The 22489-nt window shown below is 70.9% G+C and carries 21 protein-coding genes; 11 read left to right on the top strand and 10 right to left on the bottom strand.

The window, feature by feature from the left end:
• Positions 1–82 precede the first annotated feature (82 nt).
• The 6 genes from ABZT04_RS01640 to mscL all read left to right on the top strand — a co-directional run bounded on the left by ABZT04_RS01640 (position 83) and on the right by mscL (position 5872).
• Positions 83–1663 (top strand): potassium/proton antiporter, encoded by a 1581-nt coding sequence (locus ABZT04_RS01640; protein WP_356051626.1) that lies wholly within the window; start codon positions 83–85, stop codon positions 1661–1663.
• A gap of 282 nt (positions 1664–1945) precedes the next feature.
• The gene (locus ABZT04_RS01635; protein WP_356051624.1) at positions 1946–3220 is read left to right on the top strand and encodes an MFS transporter; all 1275 of its coding nucleotides are present in this window, start codon (positions 1946–1948) and stop codon (positions 3218–3220) included.
• A 69-nt stretch (positions 3221–3289) separates the two neighbouring features.
• Entirely contained in the window at positions 3290–3616 is a 327-nt protein-coding gene (locus ABZT04_RS01630; protein ID WP_356051622.1) for an FmdB family zinc ribbon protein, read from the top strand.
• Positions 3617–3716: 100 nt separating this feature from the next.
• Positions 3717–4550, top strand: coding sequence for an S-methyl-5'-thioadenosine phosphorylase (locus ABZT04_RS01625; protein WP_356051620.1), 834 nt, complete (start codon positions 3717–3719; stop codon positions 4548–4550).
• Positions 4551–4705: 155 nt separating this feature from the next.
• The gene (locus tag ABZT04_RS01620) at positions 4706–5251 is read left to right on the top strand and encodes a hypothetical protein (RefSeq protein ID WP_356051618.1); all 546 of its coding nucleotides are present in this window, start codon (positions 4706–4708) and stop codon (positions 5249–5251) included.
• 159 nt (positions 5252–5410) lie between these two features.
• On the top strand, positions 5411–5872 hold the full coding sequence (gene mscL / locus ABZT04_RS01615) for a large conductance mechanosensitive channel protein MscL (RefSeq protein ID WP_356051616.1): 462 nt from the start codon (positions 5411–5413) through the stop codon (positions 5870–5872).
• Between the two features lie 8 nt (positions 5873–5880).
• Here the strand turns inward: mscL and ABZT04_RS01610 are convergent, their stop codons facing one another.
• Positions 5881–6057, bottom strand: coding sequence for a hypothetical protein (locus ABZT04_RS01610; protein WP_356051614.1), 177 nt, complete (start codon positions 6055–6057; stop codon positions 5881–5883).
• A 49-nt stretch (positions 6058–6106) separates the two neighbouring features.
• On the opposite strand from ABZT04_RS01610, the gene ABZT04_RS01605 reads away from it, so the two are divergent.
• From ABZT04_RS01605 to ABZT04_RS01590, 4 genes are all read left to right on the top strand, one after another.
• Positions 6107–7309 carry a low temperature requirement protein A gene (locus ABZT04_RS01605; RefSeq protein WP_356051612.1) on the top strand — a complete coding sequence of 401 codons (1203 nt, stop codon included), beginning with the start codon at positions 6107–6109 and terminating at the stop codon, positions 7307–7309.
• 59 nt (positions 7310–7368) lie between these two features.
• On the top strand, positions 7369–8397 hold the full coding sequence (locus ABZT04_RS01600) for a P1 family peptidase (protein WP_356051609.1): 1029 nt from the start codon (positions 7369–7371) through the stop codon (positions 8395–8397).
• 134 nt (positions 8398–8531) lie between these two features.
• The gene (locus ABZT04_RS01595; RefSeq protein WP_356051607.1) at positions 8532–9758 is read left to right on the top strand and encodes an Ig-like domain-containing protein; all 1227 of its coding nucleotides are present in this window, start codon (positions 8532–8534) and stop codon (positions 9756–9758) included.
• A gap of 157 nt (positions 9759–9915) precedes the next feature.
• Entirely contained in the window at positions 9916–10662 is a 747-nt protein-coding gene (locus tag ABZT04_RS01590; protein ID WP_356051605.1) for a DUF6227 family protein, read from the top strand.
• A gap of 22 nt (positions 10663–10684) precedes the next feature.
• On the opposite strand, the gene ABZT04_RS01585 is transcribed toward ABZT04_RS01590, so the two are convergent.
• From ABZT04_RS01585 to ABZT04_RS01555, 7 genes are all read right to left on the bottom strand, one after another.
• Positions 10685–10939 carry a hypothetical protein gene (locus tag ABZT04_RS01585; RefSeq protein WP_355905371.1) on the bottom strand — a complete coding sequence of 85 codons (255 nt, stop codon included), beginning with the start codon at positions 10937–10939 and terminating at the stop codon, positions 10685–10687.
• Positions 10940–11032: 93 nt separating this feature from the next.
• A complete protein-coding gene (locus tag ABZT04_RS01580) occupies positions 11033–13081 on the bottom strand; it encodes a fructose-specific PTS transporter subunit EIIC (protein ID WP_356051603.1) in 2049 nt (682 codons plus the stop codon).
• 232 nt (positions 13082–13313) lie between these two features.
• Complete coding sequence (gene pfkB / locus ABZT04_RS01575; RefSeq protein ID WP_356051601.1) at positions 13314–14261, bottom strand: 1-phosphofructokinase; 948 nt, start codon at positions 14259–14261, stop codon at positions 13314–13316.
• A complete protein-coding gene (locus ABZT04_RS01570; protein ID WP_355905380.1) occupies positions 14258–15019 on the bottom strand; it encodes a DeoR/GlpR family DNA-binding transcription regulator in 762 nt (253 codons plus the stop codon). Before ABZT04_RS01570 ends, pfkB begins: the two co-directional genes overlap by 4 nt.
• A 145-nt stretch (positions 15020–15164) precedes the next feature.
• On the bottom strand, positions 15165–15686 hold the full coding sequence (locus ABZT04_RS01565) for a hypothetical protein (protein WP_356051599.1): 522 nt from the start codon (positions 15684–15686) through the stop codon (positions 15165–15167).
• The gene (locus ABZT04_RS01560) at positions 15683–16429 is read right to left on the bottom strand and encodes a Crp/Fnr family transcriptional regulator (protein WP_356051597.1); all 747 of its coding nucleotides are present in this window, start codon (positions 16427–16429) and stop codon (positions 15683–15685) included. Before ABZT04_RS01560 ends, ABZT04_RS01565 begins: the two co-directional genes overlap by 4 nt.
• 1355 nt (positions 16430–17784) lie before the next feature.
• On the bottom strand, positions 17785–19293 hold the full coding sequence (locus ABZT04_RS01555; protein WP_356051595.1) for an MFS transporter: 1509 nt from the start codon (positions 19291–19293) through the stop codon (positions 17785–17787).
• A gap of 62 nt (positions 19294–19355) precedes the next feature.
• On the opposite strand from ABZT04_RS01555, the gene ABZT04_RS01550 reads away from it, so the two are divergent.
• Positions 19356–20321 (top strand): YafY family protein, encoded by a 966-nt coding sequence (locus tag ABZT04_RS01550; protein WP_356051593.1) that lies wholly within the window; start codon positions 19356–19358, stop codon positions 20319–20321.
• A 9-nt stretch (positions 20322–20330) separates the two neighbouring features.
• Here ABZT04_RS01550 and ABZT04_RS01545 read toward each other — a convergent pair whose 3' ends face one another.
• On the bottom strand, positions 20331–20957 hold the full coding sequence (locus tag ABZT04_RS01545) for a TetR family transcriptional regulator (RefSeq protein WP_356052120.1): 627 nt from the start codon (positions 20955–20957) through the stop codon (positions 20331–20333).
• Between the two features lie 504 nt (positions 20958–21461).
• Positions 21462–22460 carry a sigma-70 family RNA polymerase sigma factor gene (locus ABZT04_RS01540; RefSeq protein WP_356051591.1) on the bottom strand — a complete coding sequence of 333 codons (999 nt, stop codon included), beginning with the start codon at positions 22458–22460 and terminating at the stop codon, positions 21462–21464.
• Positions 22461–22489 lie beyond the last annotated feature (29 nt).

The following is a 22489-nucleotide window of genomic DNA, read 5'->3' as shown; positions in this document are numbered from 1 at the left end:
ACGCGGACGGGCGTTCGATCTTGCCTTGAGAAGTGTCAAGAAAGCGTCAAGAGTTAGGTAAGGTAACGAAGTACTTGGATGCATGGCACCGCCGCCTCGCGTCCCCTGTACGTGTGCTGCCGCCCCACGCGCGCGTCAGCCGAGGAAGGGAAGGCCACTGACTGTCCACCACCTCGACCAGCTTCTGCTCGTCTGCTCGCTCGTCCTGCTCGTCGCCGTCGCGGCGGTCCGGATCTCCTCGCGCAGCGGGCTCCCCAGCCTGCTCGTGTACCTGGGGATCGGCATCGCCATGGGCCAGGACGGCATCGGCGACATCCACTTCGACAACGCCGAGCTGACCCAGGTCATCGGGTACGCGGCCCTGGTCGTGATCCTGGCCGAGGGCGGCCTCGGCACGAAGTGGAAGGAGGTCGAGCCGGTCCTGTCGGCCGCCGCGACGCTGGCCCTGGTGGGAGTGGCGGTGAGCGTCGGCGTCACCGCCGCGGGCGCGCACTACCTGGTCGGTCTGGAGTGGCGGCAGGCGCTGATCATCGGGGCGGTGGTGTCCTCGACGGACGCGGCGGCGGTCTTCTCCGTGCTGCGGAGAATCCCCCTCCCCGCGCGCGTGACGGGCACGTTGGAGGCCGAGTCCGGGTTCAACGACGCCCCGGTGGTCATCCTGGTCGTCGCCTTCTCCACGGCGGGCCCCGTCGAGCACTGGTACAGGCTGGTGGGCGAGATAGCCCTGGAGCTGGCCATCGGCGCGGCCATCGGCCTCGCGGTGGGCTGGCTCGGCTCCTGGGGGCTGCGGCATGTGGCACTGCCCGCCTCCGGCCTCTACCCGATCGCCGTCCTGGCGATAGCCGTCACCGCGTACGCCGCGGGCGCCCTGGCGCACGGCAGCGGCTTCCTCGCGGTCTATCTCGCCTCGATGATGCTCGGCAACGCCAAGCTGCCGCACTGGCCCGCGACGCGCGGCTTCGCCGACGGGCTCGGCTGGATCGCCCAGATCGGCATGTTCGTCCTGCTCGGCCTCCTGGTCACCCCGCACGAACTGGGCGACGACGTCTGGCCGGCGCTGATCATCGGCCTGGTGCTGACGATGGTGGCCCGGCCGCTCAGCGTGGTGGTCAGCCTCACGCCGTTCCGGGTGCCGTGGCAGGAGCAGACCCTCATGTCCTGGGCCGGGCTGCGCGGCGCCGTGCCCATCATCCTGGCGACGATCCCCATGGTGAACGGCGTCGGCGGCAGCCGCCGCATCTTCAACATCGTGTTCGTCCTGGTCGTCGTCTACACCCTCGTCCAGGGTCCGACGCTGCCCTGGCTGGCGCGCACGCTGAAGCTGGGCGAGGGGCCGGAGGCCGCCGACCTGGGGGTCGAATCGGCGCCCCTGGAGCGGCTGCGCGGGCATCTGCTGTCCGTCGCGATCCCCGCGGAGTCGAAGATGCACGGCGTCGAGGTCAACGAGCTGAGGCTGCCGGCCGGGGCCGCGGTCACCCTCGTCGTACGCGACGGAAAATCGTTTGTCCCCCTGCCCACCACCGTCCTGCGGCGCGGCGACGAACTCCTCGTGGTCACCACGGACCCCGTCCGGGACGCGGCGGAACAGCGGCTCCGCGCGGTGGGCCACGGCGGCAAGCTGGCCGGGTGGCTGGGCACGGACACCAACCGGGGCGGCCGTTAAGGGCATGTTTCGTACGGTTCACGCCTGCACCAATCACAGGTGAACGCGCGCGTGGTGCCCATTTTCACAGGCCCGCTCTCACTTATCCCCTGTACGATGAAGGCACATTCTGATCGAACCAGCATCGAACCAAACCCTGCCTGACGCAGTGCTGGCGCGACCGTATGGCGGCCGAATCCCTCCCCGCGTGGGCACCGGTATCTACCGCAGTTCCGCGCAAGAGGACAGTGCTCGGCGCCTCCCGCACAGGGCGCGCTACCAGGCGGCAGAAAGGCACGGGCCGTGGCATCCACGGTCACCTCCCGCTCGGGATCCCGTCCTGGATATGGGCAACTGCTGCGCACGCGCGGCGCCTGGACGTTCCTGCTCCCCGGCTTCGCGGCACGCCAGCCGTTCGCGATGCTCACCATCTCCATCGTGCTGCTGGTGCGGCACACCACCGGCTCCTACGGCGTGGCGGGCGCCGCCGCGGCCGTCACCGGCGTCTCCATGGCCCTGTTCGCGCCCTACAGCGGACGTCTGGCCGACCGCCACGGACAGCGGGCCGTCCTGCTCCCCGGCGTCCTGGTGCACACTCTGTCCGGCCTGACGTTCACGGCGCTGGCGCTCGGACACGCGCCCCTGTGGGCGCTGTTCGTGGCCGCCGTGCCGACCGGCGCCTCGGTGCCGCAGATCGGGCCCATGGTGCGCGCCCGCTGGGGCGTGAAGCTCCAGGACTCGCCCCTCATGACGACCGCCGCCGCCTTCGAGTCCGTCACCGACGAACTGACCTTCGTCTTCGGCCCGTTGCTCGCGACCGCCCTGTGCACCGCCGTGCACCCGGCCGCCGGCCTGGTCACCGAGTCGGCGCTCACCCTCGTCGGCGGTCTGCTGTTCGCCGCGCAGAAGAGCACCCAGCCCAGGGTGACCGCCACCGGGCACGCACGCGTGGAGCACGTTTCCGCACTGGGCGTCCCCGGAGTGCGCGTTCTGATCGTGACCTTCCTGGGCATCGGTTCCGTCTTCGGCGGGATGCAGGTCTCCCTGGCCGCCTTCAGCGAGTCGATCGGCGAACCGGGCCTGAACGGCGTCCTGTACGGCACCTTCGCCGCCGGCAACATGCTCTCTGGTGTGGTCTGCGGTGCCGTCGCCTGGAAGGTCGCCCCGCAACGCCGTCTCCTCGTCGGCTACGCGGCGCTCGCGCTGACCGCGTCCGCCCTGTGGACCGCCCACTCGGTGCTGCTCCTGGCCGCCCTGGGTCTCCTGGTCGGCATGTGCATCGCGCCCGCCCTGATCACCGGCTACACCCTGGTCGAGGGGCTCGTCCCGGCCGGCGCCCGCACCGAGGCCTTCACCTGGCTGACCGGCGCGGTCGCCCTCGGCCAGGCCGCCGCCGTCACGGCCGCCGGACAACTGGAGGACCGCCTGTGGGGCGGCGCCGGTTTCCTGGTCCCGATGGCCGGTACGGTGCTCGCCCTGGGGACCCTGGTGGCCCTGCGGTCGCGCCTCGCGACCCGGCCCCACAACCGCACCGTGGCACGTGGCGTCGGTCACCGAGTGCCGGTGGCAGTGGACTGATCCCCGGGAATACGTCACTATGGACGCTCGTTAGCACTCATTGAGTGAGAGTGCCAGGAGGAAGACACAGTGCCGACCTACCAGTATCAGTGCACCGAGTGCGGCGAGGGCCTCGAGGCGGTGCAGAAGTTCACCGACGATGCCCTGACCGAGTGCCCCAACTGCGGTGGCCGCCTGAAGAAGGTGTTCTCCGCGGTCGGCATTGTGTTCAAGGGCTCCGGTTTCTACCGGAACGACAGCCGCGGCTCCTCGTCGAGCAGCTCGCCGGCGACCCCGAAGCCGTCGACGTCCTCGGACTCGAAGCCGTCCACCCCGTCGACCGCTTCCTCGTCCTCGGACGCGAAGTCGAAGTCGTCGAGCTCGGGCTCCTCGTCCAGCAGCAGCTCCGCCGCGTAGGACTCTTCGTCGCGGGACCCTGTCGTCGTCGACGACAGGGTCCTCGGCGTTTCCGGAGCCGCCTCCTGCGGGCTTCCCGGCGGCGGCTAGGGTGCTGGTCATGGCGAACGCAGAGATCGGCGTAATCGGCGGCTCCGGCTTCTACTCGTTCCTCGACGACGTGACCGAGGTCCAGGTCGACACCCCCTACGGGCCACCCAGCGACTCCCTCTTCCTCGGCGAGATCGCCGGCCGGCGGGTTGCCTTCCTGCCCCGGCACGGACGCGGCCACCATCTGCCGCCGCACCGCATCAACTACCGCGCCAACCTCTGGGCGTTGCGCTCCGTCGGGGTCCGCCAGGTCCTCGGCCCGTGCGCGGTGGGCGGGCTGCGCCCCGAGTACGGGCCGGGCACGCTGCTGGTGCCGGACCAACTGGTGGACCGTACGAAGTCCCGGGCGGGGTCGTACTTCGACGGGCTGCCGCTGCCCGACGGCCGGGTGCCGAACGTGGTGCATGTGTCCCTGGCCGACCCCTACTGCCCGACCGGCCGGGCGGCCTCGCTGAAGGCGGCGCAGGGGCGGGACTGGGAGGCGGTCGACGGCGGCACGCTCGTGGTGATCGAGGGCCCGCGCTTCTCGACTCGCGCCGAGTCCCTGTGGCACCGGGCGCAGGGCTGGTCGGTGGTCGGCATGACCGGCCATCCCGAGGCCGCGCTCGCCCGTGAACTGGAGCTCTGCTACTCCTCGTTGACCCTGGTCACCGACCTGGATGCGGGCGTCGAGACCGGCGAGGGCGTCTCCCACGACGAGGTGCTGCGGGTGTTCGCGGCGAACGTGGACCGGCTGCGGGGCGTGCTGTTCGACGCGGTGGCCGCGCTGCCGGAGAGCGGGGCACGGGACTGCCTGTGCGTGAACGCGCTGGGCGGGATGGATCCGGGCTTCGAACTGCCGTAGCGGAGGGAGCCGGGAGGCTTCCAGGGCGCGGAACGTCCCGTTCGGGTGAGGGAGTTGTCCACAACCGGCGGGTAGCGCACGGGCTTCGGCGGGCGGCGGCGCGGTGCCTCATCGTGGGACCGCAAGCCGATCCCTCGTCGCAGGTGGTGGTCCACATGTCCCTCGCTCCCCCTCCCTTTCCGCGCCCGTTGGGCACCGACGCTCCGGCCACGTGCGAGGTGCCGCACTTCGCGCCCGTGCGGGTGCGCGGCGGGTGGTATCAACTGCGCCGGTTGCTACGGCACCGCAGGCGGGCCGTGGCGGCCGGGCTCGCGGTGACCGCGGCCGCCCTCGTGGCGGCGGGCCCGCGCGAGGCGGTGGAGGCGCGGCACAGCGAGCGGCCCCGAGGGCACCCGGTGGCCGATCCGGTACGGCAGCGCCGGGCGGTCGAGTGGGTGTCGGCGCCGGTGCGGATCGCCGACGCCGGCACGGTCAGGCTGCTGCGGTCCGGCGACCGGGTCGATGTGATCGCCGCAGAGGAGTCGGCGGCGGGCGGTGACGCCCGGGTGGTCGCGCGCGGGGCGCGGGTGGCGAAGGTGCCCGAGCCACTCCAGGAGGCGGACGGTGGCGGCGCGTTGGTGGTGCTCTCGGTGCCGCGCGCGACGGCGGCGCGGCTGGCCGGTGCGGGTGCTACGGCGCGGCTGGCGGTGACGATGTGGTGAACCGTGCTCTCCGTATCGTGAGCCGCGCCCTCAGCCGCCTGTGCGAATTCGTGTCAAGTCGCTCGATCGAGTTACTGAATTGGACAGGATGGCCGTGCGTTGACGTAGGTTGCGGAGCTGTTCGTTCCACACCGTGCGCGTGCGAGAAGAGGCTCCGAGTTGAGCGAGAAGAAGAAGGAACCGGGCGTCTGGCAGGGCTTCAAGACCTTCCTGATGCGCGGGAACGTCGTCGACCTGGCAGTCGCGGTGGTCATCGGCGCCGCCTTCACGAACATCGTCAACTCGGTGGTGAAGGGGCTCATCAACCCGGTCGTCGGCGCGATCGGTACACAGAACCTGGACACCTACAGCTCGTGTCTGAGCAGCTCCTGCTCGGGCGAGAAGGGCATCCAGTTGATGTGGGGCTCGGTCCTGGGAGCCACCCTCAGCTTCGTGATCACCGCGGCGGTCGTCTACTTCCTGATGGTGCTGCCGATGGCGAAGTACCTGGCCCGGGTGGAAGCCCAGCGCAGGGCCAGGGAGGGCACGCACGAGGTGATCGAGATCACCGAGCTGGAGGTGCTCAAGGAGATCCGCGACGCGCTCGTCGCACAGCGCGGCGACGGGCACCGGGAGCAGTAGCCGACGGCTCAGATGTGGTGGGGCGGCTTCTCGTCGAGGAAGCGCCTGAGATCGGCGGTGCCGTCGCCCTCGGCCCGCTCGCCCCACCCGCGATCCGTGTCGTCCGAGGAGGGCCGGCTCAACGGATCGTCGAAAACCAGCGCGGGCTTCGGATCGCGCGGCTCGGGGGCGGGGGCGGTACTCATGCCTCCAGGGTACGGCCCCCGGTGGACGTCATCTGCTGTGCTTGGCCTCATGACGTCCGAGATTCAAAGACCCCTGCGTCCACTCACCGCCCGCGGCCGGGACGAGCCGCACCGGGTCGCCTCGCCCCTGGAGCTCTTCTTCGACCTGTGCTTCGTCGTGGCCATCGCGCAGGCGGGCATCCAACTGGCGCACGCCGTCGCCGAGGGCCATGCGGGTGGGGGCATCCTCAACTACGCGATGCAGTTCTTCTCGATCTGGTGGGCCTGGATGAACTTCTCCTGGTTCGCCTCGGCGTACGACAACGACGACGTGCTGTACCGGATCGTCACGCTGGTGCAGATCGCCGGCGTCCTGGTCCTCGCGGCCGGGGTCGCGCGAGCCTTCGAGCAACACGACTACCTGGTGGTCTGGCTCGGCTACCTGATCATGCGGCTGGCGATGGCCACGCAGTGGCTGCGGGCGGCACGGGGCGCCACCGGGCCGGAGCGGACGATGGCATTGCGGTACGCGGGCGGCGTGCTGCTCTGCATGATCGGCTGGACGGGTCTGGTCGTCCTGCCGGAACCGGCCCGGGGCTGGGTGTTCCTCGTGATGGTGATCGCCGAGCTGTGCGTGCCGCGCTTCGCGGAGAAAAACTTCCCTACGCCGTGGCATCCGCACCACATCTCCGAGCGGTACGGGCTGTTCACGATCATCGTGCTGGGCGAGACGATCGCGGCGGCCACGGTCGCCGTGAAGTCGGGGGTGGACGAGCACGACGCGCTGGGCGAGCTGCTGCCCATCGCGGCGGGCGGGCTGCTGATCGTGTTCGCCGCGTGGTGGATCTACTTCGTGGTGCCGATCCACGGACACCTTCGCTCCAACCAGCAGGCGTTCCTGTGGGGCTACGGCCACTACCTGATCTTCGCCTCGGCGGCCATGATCGGCGCCGGCCTGGAGGTGGCGGTCACTCAGGCGGTCGGCAAGGCACACATCTCCACCCTGTCCGCCTCCGCCGCGGTGACCCTGCCGACGGCCCTGTACCTGCTCAGCGTCTGGGCCCTGCACGCCCGCCACTACAAGGTGGGCATCACCCAGCAACTGGTCCTTCCACTGGCCGCGTTGCTGGTGATCTGCTGCACGTTCGCGGGCTCCTGGGCGGTACTCGCGGCGGGCCTGGTGTCGGCGCTGACGGTCGCGGCCGGAGTGGCACTCACAGCGCGGACGGCAGCCGGGAAGCGCAGGGAAGAGGCGACGGCGCCGGCGAGCTGACGATGAACACCGAGCCGACCGCCCCCGGATCCGCCCCGCCTTGGGCAAGACTGAACCCCATGACAGTTGACGCGTTGACGGACGTGGCCGGGGTGCGGGTGGGGCATGCGACGCGGTCGGGGGGTGGGTGGCTTACCGGTACCACCGTTGTGCTCGCGCCCGAGGGTGGGGCCGTGGCTGCCGTGGATGTGCGGGGCGGCGGGCCCGGGACCAAGGAGACCGACGCGCTTGACCCGCGCAACCTGGTGCAGAAGGTCGAGGCGATCGTGCTGACCGGTGGTAGCGCGTACGGGCTTGATTCCGCGTCCGGGGTGATGGGCTGGCTGGAGGAGCAGGGGCGCGGGGTGCGGGTCGGGGTGGATCCACTGCATGTCGTGCCGGTGGTGCCCGCGGCCTGTGTCTTCGATCTGGGGCGGGGCGGCGACTTCAGGGCCAGGCCGGACGCGGCCACCGGGCGGGCCGCGGTCGAGGCGGCCGCGATCAGCGGGCCCGGGGTGCGGGTGCGCGAGGGGTGCGTGGGTGCCGGTACGGGCGCCGTGGTCGGGGCGATGAAGGGAGGGGTCGGGACCGCGAGCATCGTGCTGGAGTCCGGGATCACGGTGGCCGCGCTGGTGGTGGCCAACGCGGCGGGGTCGGTGATGGATCCCGAAACGGGCGTCCTGTACGGGGAGTTGTTCCAGGGGCGCGTCACCTATCCGGAAGCGCGTGTTCACGAGGCCGCGTGTCGGCGTCTCGCCGAGACCGCCGCGAAGAACGCGCCTCCGCCGCTGAACACCACGCTCGCGGTGGTCGCCACGGACGCCGAACTCAGCAAGGCGCAGGCGCAGAAGCTGGCCGGCACGGCACACGACGGCATCGCGCGCGCCGTACGGCCGGTGCATCTGCTGCACGACGGGGACACGGTGTTCGCCCTCGCCACCGGAGCCCGTCCGCTCGACGCCGAAAACCCCCTCGCCCTCAACGACGTCCTCGCGGCCGGCGCGGACATGGTGACCCGCGCGATCGTGCGCGCGGTGCGGGCCGCCGAGTCGGTGGACGGGCCGGGCGGGGCGTGGCCGTCGTACGAGGAGTTGTACGGGAGGCGGTAGGCACCCTGTGTTTGTCGCGGTTCTGTCACCGGATGGCCTTCGTGGGGAACGGCGGGAACCCGTGCGGGGGTGTGGCCCCTCTTTGTCCACGCATCGCAGCGGATCACGCACACCACACGAACCTGGAGCAGCCCGTGACAACGCCGGACATAGCAGCGCGGCGCGTACTGGGGGCCATCGCCGCCCTGGTGGTCGGCACCCTCACCCTCAGCGCGTGCGGCGGCAACGCCAGCGCGGACACCGACACCAACAGCAAGGGCGGCGGCGGGACGTCCGCCAAGACGTCTACCGCGAAGATCGTCATCTCGGCGAAGGACGGTTCGACGAACGCGTCCATCAACGCCACCGGCGTGCAGGTCAGCGACGGCACGCTGACGGACGTGAAGATGACGGTCGCGGGGTCGGGGCAGGCCGTGGACGGCGTGATCTCCGCGAACGGCGCGAGCTGGAAGCCGAAGGAGCAGTTGGAGCGCGGTACGAAGTACCAGATATCAGCCACCGCGAAGGACTCCAGCGGCAAGACCTCCGCCGCCAACTCCATCTTCACCACGGTCAGTTCGAGCAACAGCTTCATCGGGACGTACACGCCGGACAACGGGACGACGGTCGGTGTCGGGATGCCGGTGTCGTTCAACTTCGACAAGGCGATCAGCGACCAGAAGTCCGTGCAGTCGCACATCACGGTCACGTCCAGCAGCGGGCAGCAGGTCGTGGGGCACTGGTTCGGGGCGCAGCGGCTCGACTTCCGGCCCCAGGACTACTGGAAGGCCGGTTCCAAGGTCACGATGAAGATCGACCTGGACGGCGTGGAGGGCGCGAACGGCGTCTACGGCGTGCAGAAGAAGACGGTGACCTTCACCATCGGCCGTTCGCAGGTCTCCACGGTCGACGTCAACACGCAGACCATGACGGTCGTACGGGACGGGCAGACCCTCAAGTCGCTGCCGATCTCCTCGGGCAGCCCCGAACACACCACGTACAACGGGCAGATGGTGATCTCCGAGAAGTTCACCCAGACCCGGATGAACAGCCAGACGGTCGGCCTGGGCGGCGAGTACGACATCCCGGACGTGCCGCACGCGATGCGCCTGACCTCGTCGGGGACGTTCATCCACGGCAACTACTGGTACAGCAGGTCGAACCCGCCCTTCGGGCAGACCGGCACCAGCCACGGCTGCGTCGGGCTCGCGGACGTACAGGGCGCGCAGGGCGCCACGAACGCCAAGTGGTTCTACGACAACTCCCTCATCGGGGACGTCGTGATCGTGAAGAACTCCCCCGACAAGACGGTCGCCCCGGACAACGGGCTCAACGGCTGGAACATGGCGTGGAGCGAGTGGACCGCCGGAAGTGCCGCCTGACCGGCGGGTTTTGACGGATCTTCGGGCCGCGCGGGAACATCTCGCGCGGCCCGCGCGTTTTGCGGGCAGACGTTTTCTCGGTTCCCGGACATGATGTCCGACCGAGGGGCTACGGTATGCACCCACAAGGTGACATGCAGCAACGCCGGGAGAAGCCTTGAGCGTTCCGTACGACATGGCAGCGTACGAACCACCCGAGTCGCCCGAGTCTCCGGAGGAGCACCTCGCGCGGCTCCTCGGTCGTGCCCTGAACTCCTTCGAGCTGCCGGACGAGACGATACGGCGTCTCGACTGCGCGCTGGCGCACGACAGTTCACTGCACTCCGCGCACCATAGCGCGGGCCTGCATCGCGAGACGTACCGGCACACCTGGCTGCTCGCCGACGGCTCGGCCCTGACCCTGTGGGAGCTCGTCCACAACACCGTGCTCGGCCGTGAGGCGCAGCACGAGGTGTATGTCGACGAGGAGGAGGTGCGGGCCGCGACCGCGCGCCTGCCGCTGCCGCCGGACGCGCCGGACTTCGAACTGCCGGTGCTGGTGCACCTGTCGATGGTCCCCGAGCCCCGGCACGCGTATCTGGCGGACCACTCGGCCGACCACGCGCGCCGTTTACTGCGCCGGGCGGAGAACCCGGACCGGCCGGACGACGAGACCGCCGCGCTGCTGGCAACGGCCTTCGCGCACCAGATCACCCAGGCCTTCGGCCGCCCCTACCGAGCGGGCCGCCCCGCGCTGTGCTTCTCGCTCTACGAGCACGCGTTCCTGCTGCGCGACGGCGCGGAGATCTCCCTGTGGGAGGTCGAGCACACGGCGACACCCGACGGCCGGCACATGTGCGAGGTGTACGCGGACGAGGACGCGGCCCGCGACGCGATGGAGCGGCGGGCGGCGCAGGTCTCCTAGGGCCGACCCTCGGGCCGCCGCCTCAACGCCCGTCGCTGAGCTGTCGTACCAGACCCGCGAAGGCGTCGCGCTCGGCCGGGGTCAGGTCGACGGACTCCAGGTGGGGAGCGGTGGCGCGCTGGTTCGGAAGGCCGTACAGCGGGTGGGCCGCGTGCCACACGGTGGGCTCCGCGAGGGAGCGGCGCAGGATGCGCGTCAGGCCGAACACCCAGGCGACAGTCGCCAGGGCGAGAACGGCCACACCGGTCAACTGGAGGATCGAGACGTGCTCAGGCATACGTTCCAGTAGACACCACGGTCCGGGACTGTGGTCCCGGACCGTGATGTATCTCGCAGTTGCCGTGAACACCTCACAGCGGTCCAAAAGCGGCTAGACGGCGACCGGTTGCTTCGCGTCCGCCGTCGGCGCCGCTATGCCGTCCGGCGTCCCGGCGGCCGTGCCGCCGGCTTGCTTGCGCATGCCCTTCAGTACGACGACCAGGCTTGCCGTGACGCACATGCCGGCCGCGATGGCGATCAGGTAGAGGAACGCGTTGCCGATCAGCGGGACCACGAAGATGCCGCCGTGCGGGGCGCGCAGGGTGGCGCCGAAGGCCATCGACAGGGCACCGGTGATCGCGCCGCCCACCATCGAGGACGGGATGACGCGCAGCGGGTCCGCCGCCGCGAACGGGATCGCGCCCTCGGAGATGAAGGAGGCGCCCAGCACCCAGGCGGCCTTGCCGTTCTCGCGCTCGGTCTCGGTGAAGAGCTTGCCGCGCACGGTGGTGGCCAGGGCCATCGCCAGCGGCGGGACCATACCAGCCGCCATGACCGCGGCCATGATCTTCATCGCCGAGTCGCTGGGGCTGGAGACCGCGATACCGGCCGTGGCGAAGGTGTACGCGACCTTGTTGACCGGGCCGCCGAGGTCGAAGCACATCATCAGGCCGAGCAGGGCGCCCAGCAGGATGGCGTTCGAGCCGCTGAGGCCGTTCAGCCAGTCGGTCATGCCCTTCTGCGCGGAGGCGATGGGCTTGCCGATGACCACGAACATCAGGAACCCGACGATCGCCGTGGAGATCAGCGGGATCACCACCACGGGCATGATCCCGCGGACCGCCTTGGGGATCTTCACCTTCTGGATCGCCAGCACCACACCACCGGCGATCAGACCGGCCGCGAGGCCGCCGAGGAAGCCGGCGTTGATGGTGGAGGCGATCATGCCGCCGACGAAGCCGGGCACCAGACCGGGCCGGTCCGCCATGCCGTAGGCGATGTAACCGGCCAGCACCGGGACCAGGAAGCCGAAGGCGACGGCGCCGATCTGGAACATCAGCGCGGCCCAACTGTCGGTCTGCGTCCACACGAAGTGCTGCATGACCGAGGGCGCGGACTTGATCTCGTAGCCGCCGATCGCGAAGCCGAGGGCGATCAGCAGACCGCCCGCCGCGACGAACGGGACCATGTAACTGACGCCGGACATCAGCCACTTGCGCAGCTTGGAGCCGTAGCCCTCGCCCGGCTCGCCGCCGCGCTCGACGGGGGTCGCGGCGCCCGAACCGGCCGTCACCTCACCCCGTTCCGCCTTGCCGCGGACCTCGGTGATCAGCTCGGCGGGGCGGTTGATGCCCGCCTTGACGCCGACGTCGACGGTCGGCTTGCCGGCGAAGCGGTCCTTCTCCCGTACGGGCACGTCATGGGCGAAGATCACGCCGTCCGCCGCCGCGATCACCGCCGGGTCGAGCCGGGTGAAACCGGCCGAGCCCTGCGGCTCGACGACGACTTCGACGCCCGCGTCCCGGCCGGCGTTCTCCAGCGACTCGGCCGCCATGTAGGTGTGCGCGATACCGGTCGGGCAGGAGGTGACGGCGACGATACGGAACGGGCGGTCGTCGTCGGACTCCGGTGCCGGTGTCGTGGTGCCCGTGGCGGCGTCGGCGGAGGCCGCCGCCGACGTCGCCACGGAGTCTGTGGTGCCCGCGGCCTCGGACTCGGGCTCGTCCCCGCGGATCAGCGCGGCCGCCGACTCCGCGTCGCCCGCCGACCGCAGCGCGGACGTGAACTCGGTGTTCATGAGCTGCCGGGCCAGCGACGACAGGATCGTCAGATGGGCGTCGTCGGCCCCGGCGGGCGCGGCGATCAGGAAGATCAGGTCGGCGGGGCCGTCGGGGGCGCCGAAGTCGACACCCTCGGCGCTGCGTCCGAAGGCGAGCGACGGCTCGGTGACGTACTCGCTGCGGCAGTGCGGAATGCCGATGCCGCCGTCGAGGCCGGTCGGCATCTGCGCCTCGCGGGCCGCCACGTCGGCGAGGAAGCCGTCGAGGTCGGTGACCCGGCCCTGGGCGACCATGCGCTCGGCGAGGGCACGCGCCGCCGCCTCTTTGGTATCGGCGGACAGGTCGAGGTCGACCAGGTCCGCGGTGATCATCTCGCTCATCGCGGGCTCCTTCGCACGCGTATCGCCCGGGAACTGCCGTGGGCGGGGGTGGGGACGGGGGTACAGCGGGGTGTCGCGGTGGTGCGGGTGGTGGCGGAGGCGGGGCCGGGGAGACCCCGCCTCCCCCGGGTCGCGGCGAGTAACGGGGAGTGTCGCCGCTTCAGGGCCGGTTGAAGGGGTGCCGGAAGGGTCGTAGCGGAATCGGCCGTGGCCGTCGTCGCCGTAGAAACGTTCATGCCACCGGCTCCGTCAGTACGAGGTCCACCGGGACGTCGGCCGTGACCGTCACCGCGGCCGGGTCCAGGTCCGCAGGGGTGGGCATCACGCTGCCCGGGAGCTGGACGGCCGCGGCGCCGTGGGCGACGGCCGAGGCGAGGGCCTCCGGGCCGCTGCCGCCGGCGATCAGGAAGCCGGCCAGCGAGGAGTCGCCCGCGCCGACATTGCTGCGTACGGCGTCGACGCGCGCGCTGCCGTACCAGGCACCCGAAGCGTCCACCAGCAACTGCCCGTCGGCGCCGAGGCTCGCGAGGACGGCGCCCGCGCCCAGCTCGCGGAGTTCCTCGGCGGCCTTGACCGCGTCGCCGACGGTGGACAGGGGGCGGGAGACGGCCTCCGCGAGTTCCTCGGCGTTCGGCTTGACGACGTCGGGGCGCTCGCGCAGGGCCTCGATGAGCGCGGGGCCGGAGGTGTCCAGCGCGATACGGACGCCGGCGGCGTGCGCGCGGGCGACCAACTCGGCGTACCAGGACGGCGCGAGGCCGCGCGGGAGGCTGCCGCAGCAGGCGATCCAGTCGGCGTCGCGGGACTGCCGCCGGACCGTCTCCAGGAGCAACTCCTGTTCGGCGGCGGTCAGTTCGGGGCCGGGGGCATTGATCTTCGTGAGGACGCCGTCCGCCTCGGCCAGGGCGATGTTCGAGCGGGTGGCCCCGGCGACCGGGACCGGCGCGACCTCGATGCCCTGCGCGTCGAGCAGGTCCGCGACCAGCGCGCCCGGTGCGCCCCCCAGGGGCAGCACGGCGACTGTGCGCTGCCCGGCGGCGGCGACGGCGCGCGAGACGTTGACACCCTTGCCGCCCGGGTCCATGCGCTCGCCGGTGGCCCGTATGACCTCACCGCGCTCCAGGGCGGGCACCTCGTAGGTGCGGTCGAGGGACGGGTTCGGGGTGACCGTGAGGATCATGCGCGCACTACTTCCATGCCGCCGCGCTCCATGGCGGTGGCGTCTTCTGGGCTCAGCCCGGTGTCGGTGATCAGGAGGTCCACATCACTCAGGGCACCGAAGCGGGCGAAGTGCTCCTGGCCGTGCTTGGCGGAGTCGGCGAGCAGCACCACCCGGCGGGCGGCGCCCATCGCCGCGTGCTTGACCGCGGCCTCGGCGAGGTCGGGCGTGGTCAGCCCGTGCTGGGCGGAGAAGCCGTTGGCCGCCACGAACACGACATCCGCGCGGATCTCGCCGTACGCCCGCAGCGCCCAGGCGTCCACGGCGGCGCGCGTACGGTGCCGCACGCGCCCCCCGACGAGGTGGAGCTGCATGCCCGGGTGGTCCGCGAGGCGGGCCGCGATGGGCAGCGAGTGGGTGACGACGGTCAGCTCGGCCTCCAGCGGGACGATGCCCGCGAGGCGGGCCACCGTCGTACCGGCGTCGAGGATCACCGTGCCATGGAGGGGCAGTTCGGCGAGGGCCGCCTTGGCGATGCGGTCCTTCTCGTCGGCCGCCGTGGACTCGCGCTCGGCGAGATCCGGCTCGAAGTCGAGCCGTCCGGCCGGTATGGCACCGCCGTGCACCCGGCGGAGCAGGCCCGCGCGGTCCAGAGCCTTCAGATCCCGGCGGATCGTCTCCGCCGTGACCTGGAACTCCTCGGCCAGGGACACCACGTCCACCCGGCCGCCGTCACGGGCCAGCCGGAGGATCTCCTGCTGCCGCTCCGGTGCGTACATGTCCGTTCGCCTCCGTCCAGTGCCCGAACTTGTGGTTTCGCTCGGAGGCTACGCCCGCATTTCCGGAAAGTAAACAGGTTCGGGCACTAGATGGACATGAACGGGCAGAGCGCTCCCTCCTCGGAAACGCCCTGCCGGTGCCTCGTCAGCCGTGCCGCTGCGTGGTGATCTTCTGCTGGGCCGCGATGATGGCGTGCGCCAGTTCGTCGCGGGCGGCCTCCTGCCGCATCGCCCTGACGAGCAGACCGCGGTGCTCCGGGAGGGGGACTCCCCGCACGGCCGGGCCCGGCTCGGGCAGCGCGGTGGCGACGTATTCACCGACGCGCTCGACGACCTTCGTCAGTTCGGGGCGGATGGCCTCGACGTGGTCGGCGATCCCCTTGATCATGGTGCCGGTCTGGGCGATGTCCTCGAAGTCGTCGGCGCGGCAGGGCTTCTGGGCGAGGCGGCACTGGGCCTTGTAGAGGTCGGCGAGCCACTCGGAGGGCTTGTCGAACGCGGTGTTGGTCTCGTCCTTGCGCCGGATCCTGCGCGTCCAGGCGAAGACCCGTCTGTGGTGGACGACGGTGTAGGCGCCGAGGGCCCCCATAACCAGAAAGGACACGGCGCCCAGCGCGAGAGAACCGGCGCCGGTGCCGATCGCCAGCGTGCCGGTGCCGGCCATCATGCCGGGCTCCCGGCGTGGAAGTGCCGCAACTCGTCGACGTCGTGGACGACGAACTGGCGGTACCTGGCTTCGATGACGCCCTGATAGCGCAGGGTCCGCACCGCGTTCTCCACCGTGGAGACGGCGATCTGGAGGGACGCGGCGATGTCCTTCTGCCCCGGTCCGGTGATGACGGTCCAGCCCGTCCGCGGATCGGGCACGCCCGTGGTGTCGGCGAGGTGGGCCAGCAGCCGGCTCACCCGCTCGACGGGCGGCCGGGTGGCCATGGTGTAGACGAGCTCGTCGCTACGGCTGCGCTCCTCCAGGCTGCACAGCAGCGCGACCTGGATGTCCTGCCGCCTGCGCAGCAGGACGTTGAGATGGCGCGCGCGGCAGGGGATGGCCACGGTCGGGGTCAGGCACTTGGTGACGACGGCGGAGTCGGGCGTGATCAGCTTGGCCTCGCCGACGAGCTGGCCCCGGCCGCGGAACCGCGTGACGGTGGGCACGTGCTCCCCGCGGCCGAGCGGGAAGCGGTCCTGGCGTACGACGCCGTCCCAGATGATGTAGACGTCCCGGCCCTCCGGCCCCAGGGGCAGGCACTGGTCGCGGACGAAACCACTGGCGTCCAGCTCCGACTGGAGCAGGGCGAGCAGCGCCGGCCAGTCCTCGGCCTTCAGGCGGTGCAGGAAGCTTCCCTCAGGCTTGTTCTCATGGCCGAGGAGAAGGTCGGCCGGCCGGGGGATGACGACGGTCGAGGGCATGCTCACTCCCCCGCTCCGGCGGCCGTGGTGGCGCGTGTCCCGGCGTACGCGCCCCGGGGAGAGTGATGGTGACGATGTGTCACGGGTGAGATACCGCGGGGTCCGCGGCACGACGGCGGAATGACGCCGTCGGCGGTGACGGTGCGCATTGACCTGATCCCTTGTTCCGTTGACGCTGTGGAACCCCACTGGCCAGCGGGGTTCCGGTGGTGGGTCCTGCTCCCTCTCCGGGAGGTGCGACAGCGCCCGGGTGGTGAGGCCGGGCGGGTGGAGACAGTTGAGCGAGAGAAACCGTACCGCTCACCGTAAGCGAAGAGCCAGTCGCCATTTCCAAGGGGATCGCGAAGATGGTGATCATGCGGGAAACCCCTTGCCGTGGGGCTTTGTTACAGAACATCGCGCGTAATCATGACGGGAAAGCCACCGCCTTTTCCACGCAATTACCGATCCCGGTTATCCACGTACCGCCCGCAGCGGGCGGTAGGACTCTTCTCGGATGAGCAACATATGACGCCCGCACAAACCCCCGGCAAAAACGAGAGGCCCCGGGGCACCACCCCCAGGACCTCCCGGAAAGGTCCGGACCCACCAGGGATCAGACCGGTGCCCAGTAAACACCACGGATGGCCTTTAGGTCACTCCCCGTCAGGCAAACGGCAGCCCTCAGTACCCGACGGCCAGCCGGAACCCCGGCCGTGGAGGATGCGCGAGGGAGGTCACGCCACCCCGCGCACACCACCGGAACACCCAGCCGCGCGGCACGTTTTACCCCCTTTATGCACGCAGGGGCGAGACGATCCCGGCCCCACAGCGCACCGACAGCGTTATCAAGCGAAGTCCATCGATCAAGAGTCAACAGATCCGGCCAATACGGCTCAGCCCGACCGACGGCACCGCCGACCGGAACCCCACCCGCCGGAACAGGCGGAGCGGGCCGCTCCGGTCCGCCGAATTAGGCCGCCACGACTACGGCAATTTCTTTTCGAGAGGCAATCGGAGACAACAGGAAATGCGGCGGCTCCGGGTGGCGGCGGAATCTCGTACGGAAATGCACAGTTCACCGTCGCACATCACAAATTGTCGACTAAGGAACAAGGCAACCATCACCCGGTCCAGCGCCGGCACTCCCATCGGACCCGGCCGTCCCGGCCGCCCCAGCGTGAACTTCCGTCCAGTCAGTTTTGTTACAGGGCAGGTGAGTTGGGGTGCGTCCGACACGGCCGCCGACCTCGGGTCCGCCCGCCGCGCGCCCCACTCCGGCCACCGGCGTACGCCACCGTCCGGCCGACTGCGTCGAGCGCCCCGCCCCCGGTACGGCCTCGGGGCGGGGCGCTGTCCTGCGGTGCCGAGCGGCGTCAACTCCCGGCCGGATCCGCCTCCTTGACCGTCTGCGCGGCCCCCCGCCCCGGCAGCGCGAACATCAGCAGGAAGATCACGCCCATCACCGCGGCCACCCAACCCAGTGCGTGCTGGAACGCGTTGACGAACGCCGGGCCCACCTCGGCGGGGGTCAGCCGGTCGTCGATCACGCCGAAGAAGACCACCGACACCAGCCCGAGCCCGAGTGCGTTGCCCATCTGCTGCACGGTGTTGATGAGCCCGGAGGCGGAGCCCGCGTGCTCACGCGGTACCTCGGAGAGGATCGTGTCGGTCAGCGGGGCGAAGATCAGGCCCATGCCGACGCCCATCACGACCAGCGGCAGCGCCATCTGCCAGGAGGCGATGGCCAGTTGGTACCGGTCGGCCTCCCAGAGGTAGAGCAGCACACCCGCGACCATCACCAGCGCGCCTGTCTGAAGGACGTTGCGTCCGCCCAGGCGCGGCACCAGTTTCTGCACGGACATGCCGGCCGCCGCCGAGCAGGCGATCGAGAACGGTACGCCGGTCAGCCCGGCCCGCAGCGGGCTCCAGCCCAGGCCGATCTGCATGTACAGGGTCCAGACGAGGAAGAAGATGCCGAGTCCGACACCGAACACGGTCTGCACGGCGATACCGGCCGCGAAGCTCTTCACCCGGAACAGGGACAGCTCGACGAGCGGGGAACCGTCCTGCTCGGCCTTCCGCCCCTCGTACGCCACCAGTCCGACGAAGACGCCGATCGAGCCGGACATCGACACGAACCCCCAGGCGGGCCAGCCCAGTTCGTCGCCCCGGGTGAGGGGGTAGAGCAGCATCAGCAGGCCGAGGGTGACCAGGGCGACGCCGACGAGGTCGAGCTTGAGGGCGCGCGGGGCCTTGGACTCGGTGATGAAGCGGCTGCCGAGGAGCAGGCCCGCGATGCCGACCGGCAGGTTGATCAGGAAGATCGGGCGCCATTCGAGGCCGAAGAGGTTCCACTCGGTCAGCAGGGCGCCGAGCAGCGGCCCGGAGACCGCGCCCAGGCCGACGATCGCGCCGAACAGCCCGAACACCTTGCCCCGCTCGTGCGCCGGGAAGGTGGCGTGCACGATCGACAGCACCTGCGGCACCATCATCGCGGCCATCCCGCCCTGGAGGATGCGCGAGGCGACCAGCATCTCCGGGTTCGCGGCGAAGCCGCACAGCGCGGAGGCGAGCGTGAAGCCGCCGATCCCGAGGAGGAACAGCCGCTTGCGGCCGTAGATGTCGCCGAGCCGTCCGCCGGTGATGAGTCCGGCGGCGAAGGCGAGCGCGTACCCGGCCGTTATCCACTGGATCTGGCTGAAGGAGGCGCCCGCGTCCCGCTGGATCGAGGGGATCGCGACATTGACGATCGTGACGTCGACGAGGTCCATGAAGGCCGCGGTCATCACGATCGCGAGGGCGAACCAGCGCCGCCGGTCGGCCGCCCCGGACGCCGTCACTACGGGGGCCGGGCTGTCCACAAGGGTTTCGGTGGAGGTCATGTTCTGAAACTACGACCCCACTAGGTCAGATCGTGTCCTAGTTCTACGGCATCCTCGAACCCATGACGACGGACACCCCGGCACGGCTGCTCCAGCTCCTCTCCCTCCTCCAGACGCCCCGCGAGTGGCCCGGCGGCGAGCTGGCCGAGCGGCTCCGGGTCTCCCGGCGCACGGTCCGGCGGGACATCGACCGGCTGCGCGAACTCGGCTACCCGGTGCAGGCGACGCTCGGCGCCGACGGCGGCTACCGGCTGGTCGCGGGCAAGGCGATGCCGCCCCTGGTGCTGGACGACGAGGAGGCGGTGGCCATCGCGGTCGGGCTGCGCGCGGGCGCCGGGCACGCGGTCGAGGGCGTGGACGAGGCGTCGGTGCGGGCCCTGGCCAAGCTCGAACAGGTACTGCCCTCGCGGCTACGGCACCGGGTCGCCACCCTCCAGGCCGCCACCACCCCGCTGACCAGCGGGGACGGGGCGAGCATCGCCCCCGAGACACTGACCGTCATGGCCTCCACGGTCGCCGGCCACGAGCGGCTGCGCTTCGCCTACCGCGCCAAGGACGGCACCGAGTCGCGCCGCGTGACGGAGCCGTACCGGCTCGTCTCGACCGGACGCCGTTGGTACCTCGTCGCTTACGACCTCGACCGCGAGGACTGGCGGACCTTCCGGGTGGACCGGGTGAGCAGGCCGCTGGCGACAGGGGCGCGGTTCACCCCGCGCGAGCTGCCCACGGGCAACGCGGCGGAGTTCCTGCGGCAGTCGATGTACCGGCGGCAGGAGACCTACGAGTACACCGTGACCTTCGCCGCCCCCGCCGAGGTCATCGCCGCCCGGATCCCGGCCTGGCTCGGCACACCCGAGCCGCTCGACGAGCAGACCTGCCGGCTGCGCGCCACGACCGGCGATGCGGTGTCCTGGCTCGCCGTACGGCTGGCCATGCTGGAGTGCGAGTTCACGGTCCAGGAACCGGAGGAACTGGTGCGGTGCGTACGGGAGTTGGGGGAACGGCTGAGCCGCGCCGGGAGCGCGTGACCCCGCCCCCTACCGGGCTGCCCCGCCGATCTCCGTCCACGGAAAGTGCCGCAACTCCCGCAGGTTCCGCAGCGCCAGGTCGGCGGGTCCCGCCTGCGCGCCCGTCCCGGTCGGTTCCTCCCCGAAGGCCCAGCCCTCAACGGCCGTGCGGACGGCGGCACTTGCGACGGCCGCGGCGAAGCGCAGTTCCGGGGAGGTCACGGACGGGATCCGCGCGGTGCCGAGGTCGTCGGTCTGGGCCATCCGTTCCGCGAGTACCTCTCCGAGGGTGCGCTCTCCCGCCTGGCAGACCTCCGCCCACACCCTGCGCAGGCCGGAGCTGGACTCCGCCATGCGGATCAGCGGGCGGACCCAGGTCCAGGAGGAGTGGGAGACCCCCACCCCGGGGGTCAGGGTGTGGAGCGCCCCGTGTTCCAGCGCCTCCGGTACCGAGAGCGCGGGCGGGGCCGTGCGGACCGCCTCCGCCCAGCGCTCGGTGCCGGCCGCGTAGAGCGGGGCGACGGCCTCCTCCTTGGTGGCGAAGTAGCGGTAGAAGGTGCGGGGCGCGATGCCGGCGGCCTGCGCGATGTCCTCGGCGCGGGTGGCGCGCAGCCCCTGTCTCACGAAGAGTCCGGCCGCGGCCCGGGCGATCTCCATCCGGGTCTCGGCCTTGCGCCGCTCGGTCAGCGAGAGCGGTGCGGAGGGGGAGGCGGTAGGGGAATCCGGTGCTGGGGTGGGGCTGCTCACATCGGCAGGCTATGCCGCTGTGGCAGAATCTGCCATTCGGCGGGCCACCCCGGAGTTCAGGTACGGGGTGCCCCGCCGTCCTTGCGTGCCCGCACACGAAAAGAGCCGGGCCCCGACGCCCGGGGGGACAGGCGCCGGAGCCCGGCTCGGGAGAGTCCCGGCGCCGGGGGGGATGTGCGTCGGGACGTGGCTCAAGGGGTCTCGGGGCGGGGCCCCGGACTCGAACTCCTGGGCCCTGAAGTCTTGTTCCCGGGGCTCCGTAGGTTGAAGCGGTGTTCCCGGCCATGTTTGCGCGGGCTCCCGCCACCCGGCGTACGCGGCCCGGCGTGCACAGAATGCGTGCGCGCCCCGCGACTGCCGGGCCGGGGCCGGAGGCTCACGCCTCCGGCACACCTCCCGTCGCGCTCACGGCCGCTAGGCAGCCGCGTCGAAGCCGGTCTGGCCGGCCAGCTTCTTCAGTTCCAGCAGTGCGTGCTTCTCGATCTGGCGGATGCGCTCGCGGGTCAGACCGTGCTCCTTGCCGACCTCGGTGAGCGTGCGCTCCCGGCCGTCCTCGATGCCGTAGCGCATCTTGATGATGGAGGCCGTGCGCTGGTCGAGGCGGCCGATCAGGTCGTCCAGCTCCTCGCTGCGCAGCAGGGTCATCACGGACTGCTCGGGCGAGACCGCGGAGGTGTCCTCCAGGAGGTCACCGAACTGCGTGTCCCCGTCGTCGTCCACCGACATGTTCAGCGAGACCGGGTCACGCGCCCAGTCCAGGACGTCCGTCACGCGCTCGGGCGTCGAGTCAAGCTCGGCGGCGATCTCCGCGTGCTCGGGCTCCCGGCCGTTCTTACGGTTGAACTCCCGCTGCACACGGCGGATCCGGCCCAGCTCCTCCACGAGGTGGACGGGGAGCCGGATGGTCCGGGACTGGTCGGCGATCGAGCGGGTGATGGCCTGGCGGATCCACCAGGTCGCGTACGTCGAGAACTTGAAGCCCTTGCGGTAGTCGAACTTCTCCACCGCGCGGACCAGGCCCGCGTTCCCCTCCTGGATCAGGTCGAGCAGGGGCAGGCCGCTACGGGGGTAGCGGCGGGCCACGGCCACGACCAGACGGAGGTTGGACCGGATGAAGACGTCCTTGGCACGCTCCCCTTCGGCGACCAGGGCCTCCAGCTCGGCGCGGCTGGCGTCCGCCTGGGACTCCTCCTCGCCGTCGAGGACCTGGCGCGCGAACACGCCCGCTTCGATGGTCTGTGACAGCTCGACTTCCTTGGCGGCGTCGAGCAGCGGTGTGCGCGCGATTTCGTCGAGATACATGCCGACCAGGTCGCGGTCGGCGATCTCGCCGCCATGGGCGCGAACACTGCGCGCACCGTCGGAGGTCTCGCCGGTGGCGGACTTACGACGGGCGACGGCACGGGTTGCCATGCGTGCTCCCTTGCGATGGTGGGTCAGCA

This window comes from Streptomyces sp. NPDC005492 (assembly GCF_040605995.1).
Lineage (GTDB): Bacteria > Actinomycetota > Actinomycetes > Streptomycetales > Streptomycetaceae > Streptomyces.
Note: the sequence above shows the minus strand (reverse complement) of the source record. Positions and strands in the feature narration are given on the sequence as shown.